Origin of the sequence: Bradyrhizobium sp. CCBAU 65884, assembly GCF_028128835.1 — a bacterium.
In the GTDB taxonomy this organism is placed as follows: Bacteria; Pseudomonadota; Alphaproteobacteria; order Rhizobiales; family Xanthobacteraceae; genus Bradyrhizobium; species Bradyrhizobium ottawaense.
This window is the reverse complement of sequence record NZ_LBJU01000131.1, coordinates 149,520-165,113: the sequence shown is the minus strand read 5'-3', so window position 1 is coordinate 165,113 and position 15,594 is coordinate 149,520. Positions and strand designations below refer to the sequence as shown.

3 protein-coding genes are annotated in these 15,594 nt (G+C 63.4%); 1 reads left to right on the top strand and 2 read right to left on the bottom strand.

The annotated features are described in order from the left end of the window. Positions 1 to 56: 56 nt before the first annotated feature. Positions 57 to 335, bottom strand: a complete 279-nt coding sequence (locus XI03_RS34015) for a hypothetical protein (protein ID WP_271594548.1) — start codon at positions 333 to 335, stop codon at positions 57 to 59. Positions 336 to 911: 576 nt separating this feature from the next. Here XI03_RS34015 and XI03_RS34010 point away from each other — a divergent pair. After that, the gene (locus tag XI03_RS34010) at positions 912 to 1,178 is read left to right on the top strand and encodes a hypothetical protein (protein WP_028141813.1); all 267 of its coding nucleotides are present in this window, start codon (positions 912 to 914) and stop codon (positions 1,176 to 1,178) included. Positions 1,179 to 1,374: 196 nt separating this feature from the next. Here the strand turns inward: XI03_RS34010 and XI03_RS34005 are convergent, their stop codons facing one another. After that, positions 1,375 to 14,772, bottom strand: a complete 13,398-nt coding sequence (locus tag XI03_RS34005; RefSeq protein WP_271594547.1) for a VCBS domain-containing protein — start codon at positions 14,770 to 14,772, stop codon at positions 1,375 to 1,377. Positions 14,773 to 15,594 lie beyond the last annotated feature (822 nt).

Here is a 15,594-nt window from a genome sequence, read left to right as displayed (position 1 = left end):
AGCCTTGGTTCGCGACGGCTCGCCTATCGGACCATGGGCATCGACCTCGAGCGGATCTAGTTGAGCAAGCGGGGCTTTTCCAGCCGCGCACGTGTTTCAGCCATCCAATCGTTCCAGGCTCGCTCGTGCTTGACGTAAAGCTCCAGCCAGCGCTCCCCATGTCTGTCCTGGCGGACACGGCGCGCCTCGACAAGCAAATCGGCGCCGGGGCGGGAGTTCGGATTATCCAGCGCTTCGAATTCGACCGTCTCCGAGATCGTCAGCCCGACAAGCACGCGTTGTCCGGCGCCATCGACGATGTAACGCCGCGGCGCATCCTTCTTGGGTTCGCTCATCTCGTCATGCCCCATTCGTACCAGTGAGATCCCGCCAGCGAATCGGACGTTGCCTAAAAGGCTCGTCGGGCGTGGCCGAACGTCGAGGTGGGAGTCGGTCCGGTCATTCGGCGCGAGGCGCCGCGGGATGAGCTCGCAGGGCTTCGTTGCACGCGCCAAGCGCGTAGCGCGTATCCCAAGGTGAGGCCAGCGCCGAAAATGAAAGCGGAGAGGAATGCAGAAGTCATAGGAGTCGCCCTAGATAGTCCGGGACTCATCAAGAGCGAGCAGTGTGTCGACATCATGGTTCTTGCCGACTTCGGGCGCCGAAAGATTGTTCATGCCTGACCTCTTACGTGCATGCGGCATAACCTCCCGTGCATCAAACTCTGCGATCAAGATCGCTCTATTAGAGTCACTCTATATAGAGAGATGCCTTCGCGATCCCGACCTGTCCAAAGGCTGCTGCCGTCGAACGGACCTGGCACGCCTTCCCACGAACAGGAAATTTCGGGCCAACCGGCCAATCCATGCCCTTGCAACCATTCGGGACCCGTCGCATTATTTCGCATCTCATATTACGAGGGATTCAATCCAATGACCGTCCGCGCTCTTATTCCATCCATTGCCCTGTCCGCTCTCGGCCTCGTTTTGACAGCATCCGTAGCGCCGGCCGCCGAGCTCGCGCTTGCGCCGGCACATCAGCGGGCGGCCTACGCCCAAACCGGGGTCGTGCTGTGGGATGACGTCTATCCGCCCGCGATCTACGGCCCGCAGCTTCGCTCCGTCGAGGAAGTCGCCGCCATGAAGGCGCAGGCGCGTCCAGTGTCCCAACGCTGGTGGGGCTATTGGTACGTTCGGTGAGCGCGGGAACGCTTGGCTAAGAGCCTCCTGAGAGGCCAGCCACCTTCGACCCAGCGACCTTCGACTATAGACCGCCGATCCACCGGATAGCCGGTGGCGGCGGTTTTTGCTTGGGGTCGCGCGGCGATTGCCAGGACGGTGGCTCCCGGAGACAGGCCGGCAGGCGGCCAACGCCTTTTCCGAAGCCGGTTCTCTCTCAGGCCAACAGGAAGTTGCCGTTGTGCAGCGTGCCCGTGACATTTTGCAGGCTCACGTCCATATCGCTCGTTCCGTCGCCGTCGATATCGATCTGAAGATAGTCGTTACCCGGCCCGGAATTCTGCAGGTGAGCCGAAGCCTGGTTGGCACCGAGCAGCGCCGCATTCTCCACGTACTCGATGTGACCGCCAGCGACGCTAATGCCCGAGAACGTAAAGCTGTCATTATCGGCGTCGAAATTGTGAATGGTATCGGCAGCGCCGGCGGCGGAATCCGCGGTGCTGGCGAAGCGGAAGTTGTCATGGCCCGCGCTGGCGAAGATCTCATCCGCACCCGCGCCGGCAGTGATCGTCGTGTTACCTGACGCGTTGCCGATCGTGATCCTGTCGAAGTTCGCGGCGGCATTGACGGTTTCGACGTTGGTCACCGTGATGTCGTAGACATTCGCGCTGAAGTTCAGAGTGTCGTTGCCGCCGCCGAGATCGATCACGTTCGCCGGGCTGCCCTGCAACGTCAGAATGTCGTCCGACGAGCTGCCGTTGAGCAGATTCACGTTCCACAGATTGTCGAACGAATTGCTGCCTGCGGCGAGATTCAGGACGTTGGTCCCTTCGCCGAGATTGACCGACACCCCGGACACGGTATTCAGAAGCGTGACCGTATCGTCCGACGGGTTGAGATTGCCGGTGAAATCACTGCCGTTGAGGTTTTCGACGCCACTGATGCTGACCGAATTCACTCCATTGGCGAGCGACACCAGATCGTTTCCACCGCCCATGTCGATGACGATGCCATCGACATTGTTCGTCAAGCTGAGCGAATTGTCGCCCGAATTGCCGTTGATGTGCTCGACGCCGGTCGCGGCGAATGCAGCGAAGTTTCCGTTGAGGGCGATCGTATCCTCGCCGCCGCCAAGGTCGATCGCGACGCCGTTGACCGCTGCGATCGCACCGGTGACAGTCAAGGTGTCGTCGTTCGCGGTTCCGTTCACGTGATTGACGTCGTAGATGTTCACGAACGAGTTCGCGCCGGCAGCGAGGTTCATCGTATTGTCGCCGTTGCCGAGGCTGATGTTCAGGCCCGTCACCGTCGTCGACAAGGTGAGTACGTCGTTGACGCCGGGCGTCGCACCGAAATCGGATCCGCCGACCCCCTCGACGCCGATCAGGCTAAGCGTGTTGGCGCCGCCCGCGAGATTGAGCTGATCATTGCCACCCCCGAGGTCGACGACCAGTCCGTTGGCGGTCGTCGTGAGGTTGACGAACTCGTCGTTGCCGCTGCCGACCAGGTTTTCGACACCCGAGAGATTGAGCGTGTAGCCGTTACCAAAGGTGCCGTTGAGCAGGACGGTATCCCCCGTCCCGGCTCCCAGATTGATCCCGTGTCCGAAGATATTGGCTCCGACGCGAAGATAATCATCGCCAGCCGTTCCGCTCACGGGTGCCGTGTTAGAGAACTGTTGCGTCGAGAGATCGATCGGACTCGCCAACGAGCCCGATGACAGCAACACGATGGCGTCGCTGAACTGCAGCACTTCGACATTGGTCAGACCGTCGGTGCCGTCACGGTTCACGACATTGTCCTGAACCTGGATCGTTCCAGCCGTCGTGACGGTGTATTGCGATTGCGTACCCGAGAAGATCACCATGTCGGTGCCGGCGTCGCCGTCGATCGTATCGTTGCCGCCCTGGCCGGTGATGCCGTCGTTCCCGCCACCTGCGTTGATCGTGTCGCCACTGCCGCCGCCGAAGAAGAATTCGTTATTCGAGCTGCCGAACAGCGTGTCGGCCTGGTTCGAACCCTGGACGCTGTTGACGCCTCCCGTGATGAAGTCGGCGCCGGCCGCACCGCTCACAAGTCCCGTCGAAAGGTCGACGGAAACTCCGCCCCCGCTCGCCTGGGAATACGAGACCCGCGTATTGCCGTTACCGGTGATGGTATCGTTGCCGAGCAGGCCTTCGAACAGGTTGAAGGTACCGAACGATCCTGCCGAGGTGACGCCGGTGAAGCCCGTGGCATTGTAGGTGTCGTTCAGGTTGCTGCCGGTCGCACTGTTGACGCCTACATAGGTGTCAGTGCCGATCGAGCCGCCACCGGTCGCAGTCCCCGCCTGCAGGTTGATGGTCACGGCATCGGTGGCGCTGGAATAGATGATCCGGGTGTTACCGTTGCCGGTGATCGTGTCGTTGCCGGCCAGGCCTTCGAACTGGTTGAAGTTGCCGTTGTTGCCGACGTTGTTGGTTGCACCGTTCTGGAAACCGACGGCGCCGAAATTCGTGGCCGTGAAGACGTCGTTGAAAGTGGTGCCCTGGGCGCCCTCGATCCCGCGAAACGTATCATTGCCGATCGAGCCGTCACCGGTCGCGGTGCCCGCCGTGAAGTTGATCGTCACCGCGCCGGTGGAGAAGTAGATGTTGTTGTAGCTGATGATGTCGAAGCCGCCGCGGCCGTCGATGAAGTCGTCGCCGGCAAGGCCGGTGAACGTTTCCGTCGCCGTGGTGGTGTTGCTACCGCTGATGGTGTCGTTGAACATCGAGGCCATCACGGCGTTGACGCCGCTGAACGTATCGTTGCCCGTGGACAAGTCACCGCTTGCGGTACCTGCCAGCAGATCGACCGTCACCGCGCCGGTGGCGTTGGTGAATGCAACGCGCGTGTTGCCGTTACCGGTGATGCTGTCGTTGCCGCCCATGCCGATGAATTCATTGAACGTCCCGTTGGAACCGGCATTCTGGCTGCTTCCGGTGAAACCAGCGGCGTTGAAGACGTCCGCAGCGTTCGAGCCGCGCACGGACTCGACCGATCGCAGCGTGTCGGTGCCGACCGTCGCGGCGTCACCCGTCACGGTTCCCAAGGCCAGTTGAACGTCGATCCCGCCCACCGCGGCCGGATCGAGCGCGTAGTCCGCCCGGTCGAAACCAGCCCGGCCGTCGATGAAGTCATCGCCGGCGCGGCCTTCGAACGTTTCCACGGTTCCTGGGCCATTGGCACTGCCGAGCAGTTGGTCGCCAGATCCGGAGCCGACAACACCCGCAAAGCCCGAACCCACCAAGGTATCGGTACCGACCGAGGCATCTCCCGCCGCCGAGTGGGCCGTCAGATCGACGGTCACGCTGCCCGTTGCATTGGCATACGAGATGCGCGTCAGGAGCGCACCCAGGCTGTTCATCGCTCCCGTGATGCTGTCGTCCCCGCCGCGGCCTTCGAACTCGTTGAAGCCCACATTGGTGCCGGCAATGCCGGTATCGCCCGCAAAGCCGGTCGCGTTGAACGTGTCGGCATAGTCGCTGCCCACGATCCCCTCGACGTTCGCCAGCGTGTCCGTGCCGACCCCTGGACCTGTCACGGAGCCTGCCGCGAGATTTGCGGTAATGCCGCCCGTTGCCGCGACATAGTCGGCGCGGTCGAAGCCGAGGCCGCCGTCGAGCAGATCATTGCCGTCGAGGCCCTTGAGGCGATCGTTGCCCGCAAGGCCACTCAGATTGTCGGCGTAGGCGGTGCCGATAAGCGTATTTGCACCGGCGTCGCCGGTGAGGTGCACGCCCTGCCCCAGGATGAAGTCGGCAGCCGTGAGGTTCGACAGCGTCACGTTCAGCAGCGTGAGGGTGTCGCCATTGCCAAAGTTGATGACCGTGTTCGGCCCCTGTTGGGTGGCAAGCGCCTGAACGTCGGCAAGGGTCGAGACACCAGGGATTCCCGTGAGGTCGATCTTGTCGGCGTCCGCCTGCAGGAAGTCGCCGATGGTGTCCGCGCCGCCGCCGGCAGCGTAGACAAAGGTGTCTGCACCGATGCCGCCGTTCAGGCCGTCGTTGCCGGCACCACCGCTGAGCAGATCGTTGCCGCCGTTGCCGAACAGCTGGTCGTTGGCGTTGGAGCCGGTGATCGTGTCGTTGAAGTTCGAGCCCGCAACGTTGGTCACCCCTCCCAAAATGGTGTCATGACCTACCGAACTATCGCCGTCCACAGTACCGTTTGCGAGGTTAACGGTCACGCCGCCGGCCGCGTTGGCGAACAGCAGCTGCGTGCTGCCGTTGCCGGTGATGAGGTCGTTGCCGGCAAGACCCTGGAAGGAATTGAAACCGATGAAGCCTGACGCGTCGTACGTGTCGGCGAAATTGCTGCCATAGACGCTGTTGACGCCCGTGAAGGTGTCGTGCCCGACCGATACGTCACCCGTGACCGAGCCGGCGTTCAGGTTGACGGTGACGCCGCCGGTGGCATTCGTGTAGAGCAGCCGTGTGTTGCCGTTCCCGGTGATGGCATCATCGCCGCCGAGGCCCTCGAACTGGTTGAAGGTGCCGTTGTTGCCGATATTGAGCGCAGCGGGCTGGCCATAGCCCGTCGCCACATAGGTGTCGGCGTAGCCCGTGCCCTGAATGCCCTCGATCGAACGCAGCGTATCGGTCCCGATCGACGCATCACCGGTCGCCGTGCCTGCCGCCATGTCGATCGCGACGCCGCCCGTGACCGTGCTGAGGCTGTTGTAGATGGCCACGTCGAAGCCGGCGCGGCCGTCGATGTAGTCGTCGCCGCCAAGACCGGTGAAGTTGTTGTTGAAGCTGCTTCCGAGCAGCGTGTCGGCGAAGGTCGAGCCCTGCACCGCGTTGACGCCGGTGAAGCTGTCGGTGCCCTCGGTCGCACCTGTGGCGCTGCCGGCAACCGTGACGGCATTCGTGGTCCCGACGACGCTGGTCTCGAGGTCGACGCTGACGCTCGACGCGGCGATCTGGTAGTTCAGGCGGGTGGAGCCGTTGCCGATGATGGTGTCGTTGCCGCCGGCGCCGGCGAAGTCGTTGAAGGTCCCGGAGGAACCGACATTGGTCGCCCCGACCTGGCCGAATCCGGTCGCGTCGAACGTGTCGTCGAAATTGGTACCACGCGCGGCCTCGACGTTGCGTATGGTGTCGGTGCCGACCGTGGCGTCGCCATTCACGGTGCCCGCGGCAAGGTGAACATAGATGCCCGACGTGGTCGTCGTGTCCGAATTGTAGGTGACCTGATCGTAGCCGCCGCGGCCGTCGATATAGTCGTCGCCGCCGCGACCTTCATAGGTCTCGTAGGTGAAGGCCGCATTGTCGCTGCCGTAGAACGTGTCGTTGGAGGCCGAGCCCCAGATCGTCGAGACGTTGGAAAAGGTGTCGTGGCCCACCGAAGCGTCGCCATCCGCGATCCCGGCCCCGATGTCGACGATGACCGCGCTGCTCGCGCTCAGATAGGACACTCGCGTCACTGCCTGTCCCAGGGCGTTGAGATCGCCGACGACGCTATCGTCGCCGCCGCGCCCTTCAAACTCGCTCTGGCCGGCGGCTACGCCGGGCAGACCGGTCGATCCGGTGAACCCGGCCGCATTGAACGTGTCGGCATAATTGCTGCCGAGGATCCCCTCGACATTCGCCAGCGTATCTGTGCCGACGCCCGGGCCGGTCACGGAGCCGGCCGCAAGATTGGCGGTGATGGCTCCCGTTGCATCGCCGTAATCGGCGCGGTCGAAGCCCTGGCCGCCATCGAGCTGGTCGTTGCCGCCGAGGCCTTGCAGGACGTCGTTGCCGCCGAGGCCGCTCAAATTGTCGGCATAGACTGTGCCGACCAGCGTGTTCGGATTGGCGTCGCCGATCAGGTGAACGCCCGGCGCGAAGATGAAATCCGCAGCAGTCAGGTTCGATAGAGTCACGTTCTGCAGCGTCAGGCTATCGCCATTGCCGAAATTGATGAACGTGTTCGGTCCCTGCTGCGAGGCGATCGCCTGCACATCAGCGAGGTTGTAGATACCTGCGCCCGAAAGGTCGATCTTGTCGGCTTGCGCATGCGAGAAGTCGCCGATGAAATCGGCACCACCGCCGCTCACATACACGAAGGTGTCGGCGCCGCCGTTGCCGAGCAGATTGTCGGCGCCGCTGCCCCCCTTCAGCGTATCGTTGAAGCCCGATCCCGACACGCCGTTGACGCCACCGGTGATGGTGTCATGCCCGACCGAGGCATCCCCATTGACGGTGCCGCTGGCGAGATCGACAACAACGCCGCCGGTCGCGTTGGCGAACAGCAGCTGCGTGCTGCCGTTGCCGGTGATGAGGTCGTTGCCGGCAAGACCCTGGAAGGAATTGAAACCGATGAAGCCTGACGCGTCGTAAGTGTCGGCGAAATTGCCGCCATAAACGCTGTTGACGCCCGTGAAGGTGTCGTGCCCGACCGATACGTCACCCGTGACCGAGCCGGCGTTCAGGTTGACGGTGACGCCGCCGGTGGCATTCGTGTAGAGCAGCCGTGTGTTGCCGTTGCCGGTGATGGCATCATCGCCGCCGAGGCCCTCGAACTGGTTGAAGGTGCCGTTATTGCCGATATTGAGCGCACCGGGCTGGCCATAGCCCGTCGCCACATAGGTGTCGGCGTAGCCCGTGCCCTGAATGCCCTCGATCGAACGCAGCGTATCGGTCCCGATCGACCCGTCACCGGTCGCCGTGCCTGCCGCCATGTCGATCGCGACGCCGCCCGTGACCGTGCTGAGGCTGTTGTAGATGGCAACGTCGAAGCCGCCGCGGCCGTCGATGTAGTCGTCGCCGCCAAGACCGGTGAAGTTGTTGTTGAAGCTGCTTCCCAGCAGCGTGTCGGCGAAGGTCGAGCCCTGCACCGCGTTGACGCCGGTGAAGGTGTCGGTGCCCTCGGTCGCACCTGTCGCGCTGCCGGCAACCGTGACGGCATTCGTGGTCCCGACGACGCTGGTCTCGAGGTCGACGCTGACGCTCGAGGCCGCGATCTGGTAGTTCAGGCGGGTGGAGCCGTTGCCGATGATGGTGTCGTTGCCGCCGGCGCCGGCGAAGTCGTTGAAGGTCCCGGAGGAACCGACATTGGTCGCCCCGACCTGGCCGAAGCCGGTCGCGTCGAACGTGTCGTCGAAATTGGTACCACGCGCGGCCTCGACGCTGCGTATGGTGTCGGTGCCGACCGTGGCGTCGCCATTCACGATGCCCGCGGCAAGGTGAACGTAGATGCCCGACGTGGTCGTCGTGTCCGAATTGTAGGTGACCTGGTCGTAGCCGCCGCGGCCGTCGATATAGTCGTCGCCGCCGCGACCTTCATAGGTCTCGTAGGTGAAGGACGCATTGTCGCTGCCGTAGAACGTGTCGTTGGAGGCCGAGCCCCAGATCGTCGAGACGTTGGAGAAGGTGTCGTGGCCCACCGAAGCGTCGCCATCCGCGGTCCCGGCCCCGATGTCGACGGTGACCGCGCTGCTCGCGCTCAGATAGGACAGTCGCGTCACTGCCTGCCCCAGGGCGTTGAGATCGCCGATCACGCTATCGTTGCCGCCGCGCCCTTCAAACTCGCTCTGGCCGGCGGCTACGCCGGGCAGACCGGTCGATCCGGTAAACCCGGCCGCATTGAACGTATCGGCATAATCGCTGCCGACCACACCCTCGATGCCGATCAGCGTGTCTGTCCCGACGCCAGCTCCCGAGGCCGTCCCGGCCGCGAGGTTGACGGCGATGCCGCCGGTCGCGTCGGTATAGATGGCGCGATCGAAGCCCGCACCGCCATCCAGAAGGTCGCTGCCGCCGAGGCCCTGAAGGCGGTCGTTGCCACCGAGACCGCTGATGGATTCGGCATTGGCGGTGCCGACGAGGTCGTTCGCGTTTCCGTCGCCGACGATCGGCGCGCCGAACAGGAAATCGCTCGCCGTGAGGCTGCTCAGATTGACGTTCTGAAGCGTGAGGCCGTCACCCGAGCTGAAGGTAATGACCGTGTTGGGGCCGCTCTGCACCGCATGTGCTTGCAGGTCAGAGAGGCTGAAGATGCCGTAGACCCCGGTCAGATCGAGCTTGTCCTGGCCATGGACGAAGTCCTGGATGAAGTCGAAGCCGCCGCCGCTCGCATAGACAAAGGTGTCCACGCCGGCGCCGCCACTGAGGAAGTCGTTGCCGGCACGACCATCCAGGATGTCGTTGCCGACGTTGCCGGAGAGACTGTCGTTGCTGGCGCTGCCGATGATGGTGTCGTTGAAATTGGACCCCAGGACATTGAACACGCCGCCCGTGATGGTGTCGTGGCCGACCGAGCCGTCGCCGTCGGCGGTGCCCGCAGTGAGGTTGACGGTCACGCCGGCAGTGGCGTTGTTGTACTGAATCTGCGTCGCGCCGTTGCCGGTGATCTGGTCGTTGCCGCCCTGCCCCTGGAACGAGGTCCCGCTCGGACCAGAGAATCCCGTTGCGTCGAAGATGTCGGCAAAGTTGCTGCCCAGGGCGCTGTTGACGCCGGTGAACGTGTCGTGACCGGTCGAGCCGTCGCCGGTGGCGGTGCCGCCCGCGAGATTGATGGTCACCCCGCCGGTCGCGTTGGCGAAGATCAGGCGCGTGTTGCCGTTACCGGTGATGACGTCGTCACCGCTCAGCCCTTCGAACTGGTTGAAGGTCCCGTTGTTGCCGACATTCGCGCCGGCCACCCCGTAACCGGTCGCATCGTAGGTATCGTCGAAGTTGGTGCCCTGAATGCCCTCGATCGAACGAAGCGTATCCGTGCCGTTCGAGGCGTCTCCGGTGACGATGCCGGCCGCCATATTGACGGTGATGCTTCCCGTGATGAAGAAGATGTTGTTGTAGGACGAGACGTCGAAGCCGCCGCGGCCGTCGATATAGTCGTTGCCGGCGAGGCCGGTGAAGGTGTCGTTGGTCGCCCCGCCCAGCAGCGTGTCGTCGAACATCGAGGCCTGGACGGCGTTGACGCCGGTGAAATGATCGGTGCCGACGGATGAATCGCCGGTGGCGGTGCCGGTGACGAAGTCAACCTGGACTCCGGCCGTCGCGTTGTTGAAACCGAGCCGCGTGAAGCCGTTGCCGGTGATGGTGTCGTCACCGCCATTGCCGGTGAACTCGTTGAACGTCCCGTTCGAGCCGGCGTTGACGCTGCCCGAGCCGAAACCGGTGGCATTGTAGGTATCGGCGAAGTTGGTGCCGCGGATCGCCTCGATCCCGCGCAACGTATCCGTGCCGACGGTCGAATCGCCGGTGACGGATCCGGCGGCGAGATTGACCGTAATTCCCGTCGTGGTGTTCGGATCGACGTTGTAGTCCACACGGTCGTAGCCACCGCGGCCGTCGATGTAGTCGTTGCCCGCAAAGCCCGAATACACCTCTGCGGTGAACATCGGATTGTTGCTGCCCAGAATCGTGTCGTTATGCGCGGAGCCCCAGACGCCGTTGAAGCCGGACCCGACGAGGGTGTCGTGGCCCACCGATGCATCACCTTGGGCATAGCCGGCGGCGAGATCCACCGTCACCGCGCCGGTGGCGCTGACATAGGAGACGCGCGTCAGCTCCGCACCCTGACTGTTGGTGTTGCTGATGATGGTGTCGTCGCCGCCTCTGCCTTCGAACTCGTTGTAGCCGACAGGGCTACCCGGGACATGGGCGTCGCCGGTGAAGCCAGCCGCGTTGAATGTATCGGCAAAGTCGCTGCCGACGGCAGCTTCGATGTTGACGAGGGTGTCCGTCCCCACGCCGGCGCCGGACGCCGTTCCGGCCGCCAGATCGATCGTGACGCCGCCGGTTGCGTCGGTATAGACGGCGCGGTCGAAGCCCGGGCCACCGTCGAGAATATCGTCGCCGGAGCCGCCGCCGAGATAGTCCTTGCCAGCTCCCCCGAAGAGGATGTCGTTTCCATCGCCACCGCTGATGCGATCGTTGCCGTCCTGGCCGTCGATCAAATCGTTGCCACCTCCGCCCGAAAGCACGTCATCGCCGAGCGAGCCGAACAAGGCGTTCCCGACCGGGGTCAGCACGGCATTCGAAACCTCCGTGTCCAGATTTTCGACAAAGCGGTCTGTGAGCTGATCAATCGATTGTTGATCCGAAAAATTCGTCGCAGCCAGCTGGTCGGCGGCCGCACCTTGAGCGACCTGACCGGCCTGCGCCAGCTCGGTGACGTTCGTGGCCCCCTGAATGCTGTCGTTCGCGGCAGCAACGACCTCGATAACCGTCGCGGCGGCCGCCGCGTCGACGCCGGAGGACGTGACGACGCTCTGAACCGTTTCCGAAGACGCCAGATCGAAGACGGGCGCGCCGGGGCCGCTCAGAGACGCCGTAATAGCGCTTGCAATGGCTGTAATGACCGCGCCCGTCTCCACGCCGACGGCCGACACCTGAGCGACGGTGCTTTGGACCTGGATGGCTGCCGCGAGCACCGCGGTCGCGGTGGCATCGTTGTTTACCGCATCGGGCACCGGGTCGAACGACCTCAGGTCGACACCTCCGGTGAGATCGAGGTTGAAAGCCGCCGCCACGGCGCTCATGGCCTGGTCCGCCGTCAGTGGGTGCTCATCGTTTGCCGTGCTGTCGACCAGTGCGGCGATCAGCGTCGTCAGCGGAGTGATGACGGTGGAGCCCTCCGGCGCCCTCAGCACGCCGGCGACCTGCAATCCCGTCGAGATATCGACGCCGCCGATACTCACGAGCGGACCGGAGCCGCCCGCCAACGTAAAACTGCCGTCAGCCCGTGTCGTCGTGTGCGCCTCGCCTGCGTCGAGTATTCCGTTGTTGTTGGCGTCAGCAAATACGGTTGCGCCGCCGATATAGCCGTCGATATCCAGCGCGTTGATCTCGTTGGCACCGGACGTCACGATCAGCGAGAGCTCGGCCGAGCTCACCGCCTGATGAACGCCGTCGTCGGAGATGGCGGTGACTTGCAGGGTGAACGGATCCGCGCTGCCGACGGCATGGTTCGGGATCAGAACGACGTTCTGAATGGAGTCGCCCGTCACGAGCCAGGCGCCGTCCCCGATCGCTGCGCCGTTCTGTACCGTAAAGCTCGACGGCACCCCCTCGATCTTCACCGACAAGGTGCTGCCCAGATCGACCTTGTCGGCCGCTATGTGAAGCGTGATGTTTCCGTCGGCGGCGCCCGACGAGTCCTGTACGCTCAGATTCGGTGCGTCTTGCGTGCCATGGATATCGAAGCTGATATTCTTGGTCGTGCCGTCGACGGACGTGACCGTGAAGGTCTCCGTCTTGGTGTCGTTGGCGCCGAGATACTGAATAGCGGCGTTGTCGACCGAATAGGTGTAGTGGCCGTCGGCCAGCAGCGTCACCGTGCCGAGGTTGCCTTGTGCCGTGATCGTGCCGGCCTGGAACGCGGCCTGGTTCTGGTCGGCATCGACGATGGACAGCTGCCCGGACGCCGCCAGTTCGCCGTCCTCGGCGACATCGTGATCCCCGACATTGCCAATGGTCGCGCCGTCATTCTCGCCGTGGATCGTGAACGTGACGTCCTTGGAGGTGCCATCCTGAGAGGTGACCCGGAACGTATCGATCTTGGTTTCGCCGGCTCCGAGATATTGCACGGCGTTGTTGGCGACAGCGTAGGTGTAGCCGCCGTTGGCCGAGAGGTTCAGCGTGCCGAGATTGCCCGGCCCTGTGAGCACGCCGGCCTGGAATGACGACTGGCCCGCATCCGGATCGCTGACCGAGATGCTGCCCACCGCGGTCAGATTCCCGGCGTTGTTCGCCGCAAGGTCTTCCGTCACGTCGGCAATGGTGGGATCGCCGATCGTCGCCGCGTGATTGCCGCCGGCCGGGCCATGAACGGTGAAGCTGACCTGCTTGGTGGTGCCATCGACAGCGGTCACGGTGAAGGTGTCGACCTTGACGGCGCCGGCCGCCAGATTGTGCGCAGCACTTTCGGCCACGACGTAGACATAGCTGCCGTCGCCCGACAGCAGCAGGAAGCCCAGATTGCCGGCAGCGGAGCCAACGGCCGGCTTGAACGCCGCCTCGCCCTGATCAACATCCGTGATGCCGATGCTGCCGGACGCGGTGAGCACGAGCGCCGACGGATTGTCGTAGACGTCGTGAACCGTGGGTGTGCCGATCACCGCTGCGTCATTGACGCCCTTGATGACGAAAGAGACCTGCTTGGCCGTGCCGTCGAACGACTTGACGGTGAAGGTTTCGACCTTGGTGTCGCCCGCACCGAGATATTGCACGGAGCTGTTGGCGACCGAATAGCTGTAGGTGCCGTTGGCATTCAGCGTCAGTGCGCCCAGATTGCCCTGCCCCGTGATCACGCCGGCCTGGAACGTGGACTGGTTCTGGTCGGCATCCGAGATCGAGATCGTGCCTGACACCGACAGCGTCGGCGCGCTGGCGTCTTCGGTGACGGTGGTGAAGGCGGGCGCACCGATCACGGCGGCGTCGTTGGTGCCGTGAACCGTGAAGGAGACCTGCTTGGCCGTGCCGTCCAGCGCGCTGACCGTAAACGTCTCGACCCTGGTCTCGCCAGCGCCGAGATATTGAACGGCACTGTTGGCGATCGAATAGGTGTAGCTGCCGTCGGCCTTCAGGGACAGGGTGCCGAAATTGCCCAAGGCGGATACCACGGTGGTCTTGAACGCCGATTCGCCCTGATCGACATCGGAGATCGCGATCGTCCCAGTGAGCTTCAGGGTCGGATTGCGGGAATCCTCGGTGACATCGGCAGCCGAGGGTGTGCCGATGATTGCGGCATCGTTGGCGCCCTGGATCGTGACGGTCGCCGTCGCCGTCGATGTCAGGCCGGCGCTGTTGGTTACGGTATAGGTGAAAGTCTCGGTCGCGGACTGGCCGGCGCGCAGCGACTGGAACGCAGAACCCGGGGTATAGGCGATGTTGTGGCCGTCGGCGGCGATGCTGACCGTCCCCAAAATTCCCTGTGTATTGACGGAGGTGACGCGCAGCGTCCCGCCCGCGGGGTTGGTGTCATTGGCGAGCACGTTGATCGCGGTGGCGCCGGCATCCTCGCCGATCGTGACCGCATCGGCACTGGCGACCGGTTTTTGCACGAGCGAAACCTGGAAGACGGCGTCGTTGTAGTCGGCGTCGCCCGGCGCGGTGTAGCTGCCGTTGGACCTGCGCGTCGCGGCGGTATCCTCCCAGGCGATGGTGCCGGTCGCGCCGTCGGCAGTGTCGCCGGCGAGCTTGGCTGCCGTCTGCTGGCTGCCCGTGACCGACGAGGCATAATCGACGCCGCCCGCGTTCTTGGAGGTCTCGGTAAACAACGCATTGGCGCCGGCGCCCGTGAGCAGATCGGGCTTGCCGGCAACGTAGATGACGTTGCCGTTGGCATCGACATCGGCGACCGCCCAGGTGCCGTCCGAAAGCTTGATGACCTTGATGGCGCCGGTGAGATCGTCGGCATCGTTGCGGCCCTGCGCCGCACCATCCGGAATGAGGAAGAACTGGATCTTGCCGAGATCGGCGGTGTTCACCGCGAAGTCGACATGGGAGACACCGGGGGTGAGGGCGCCAGCCCCTTGCGAATCCGCATTTGCAAACAGGATTCCGCCGAGCCCCGTTGAGCTGTTGTACCAACCAAAGGTGTTGCGAAAGGCCGCGGACTCCGAGACAAAACTGGCGCGCAAAATCGTCTGGTCGCTCATGGCGAGCCCCCCCTTTAACATTCTGATGCTCAAAGTTCGCCGTCAGCCCAACGGCGCGAGTTGGAAATGAAATGGTCTTGTTATGGTTGTATTGGGTATCGATTCGACGAGGCGTCGTTGCCTGACGGCGAACGGCGAAGTCCTGTCACGGAGCGACGAAGGACTTCTGATAATTGCAAATTGTTTCCATTGTTGCGTGACTGCGTCAAGGCAGCACAGCTGCTAACCTTAAGCGCGGCGTGAATTGAACAGCGCAGCCGGGAGAGCGTGTGTCCCGGCTTTGCGATTGCGCCCGAATTGGGCAGACCATGGGATCGAAGCTTTGCCGAACTGCAGCACAATACGGGATGGAATGAAGCGATCGCCTTGCCTCCCCGGCTGGCCTTGACCAGATCGCTTAAGCTGCCGAGAAAATGGATTGCGACCGTTGATAGCGCGGCTGAACAATTCGCGCCGCGCCTGGCGACACGAACTGCGACATTCTGACGCGCCCAGATATCCCTGCTGCAGTTCGATATCGGGAGCCGAAAGCCGACGCCGAAATCCGACTGACTCAAGCAAAGCAATGTCATCTCAATTCCTGGTGCAGCAAATATTCCTCGTCCATGGAATAGCGCCGGCACATCTGGACGCATGACCCGAATGGGTCATTCCGGTCCGGGCGCCGCCGCCTTCCGCAGCCATCCGCTAGACTTTCGTCAAGTGCGATTTTTCAGGAAAAGCAGGCAAGGGGGGGCTTGCTTCGAGCCGCCTCCTCACGAAGCATCGCCGGTCGGGGAAACGCGTTGGAGGGCCTCAGATGTCGGGGACTTTCTGCCCGGC

What these genes read in the sequence shown, in the direction of transcription:
- XI03_RS34005 (WP_271594547.1), bottom strand. Translation starts at nt 14,772, where the DNA reads ATGAGCGACCAGACGATTTTGCGCGCCAGTTTTGTCTCGGAGTCCGCG.
- XI03_RS34010 (WP_028141813.1), top strand. Translation starts at nt 912, where the DNA reads ATGACCGTCCGCGCTCTTATTCCATCCATTGCCCTGTCCGCTCTCGGC.
- XI03_RS34015 (WP_271594548.1), bottom strand. Translation starts at nt 335, where the DNA reads ATGAGCGAACCCAAGAAGGATGCGCCGCGGCGTTACATCGTCGATGGC.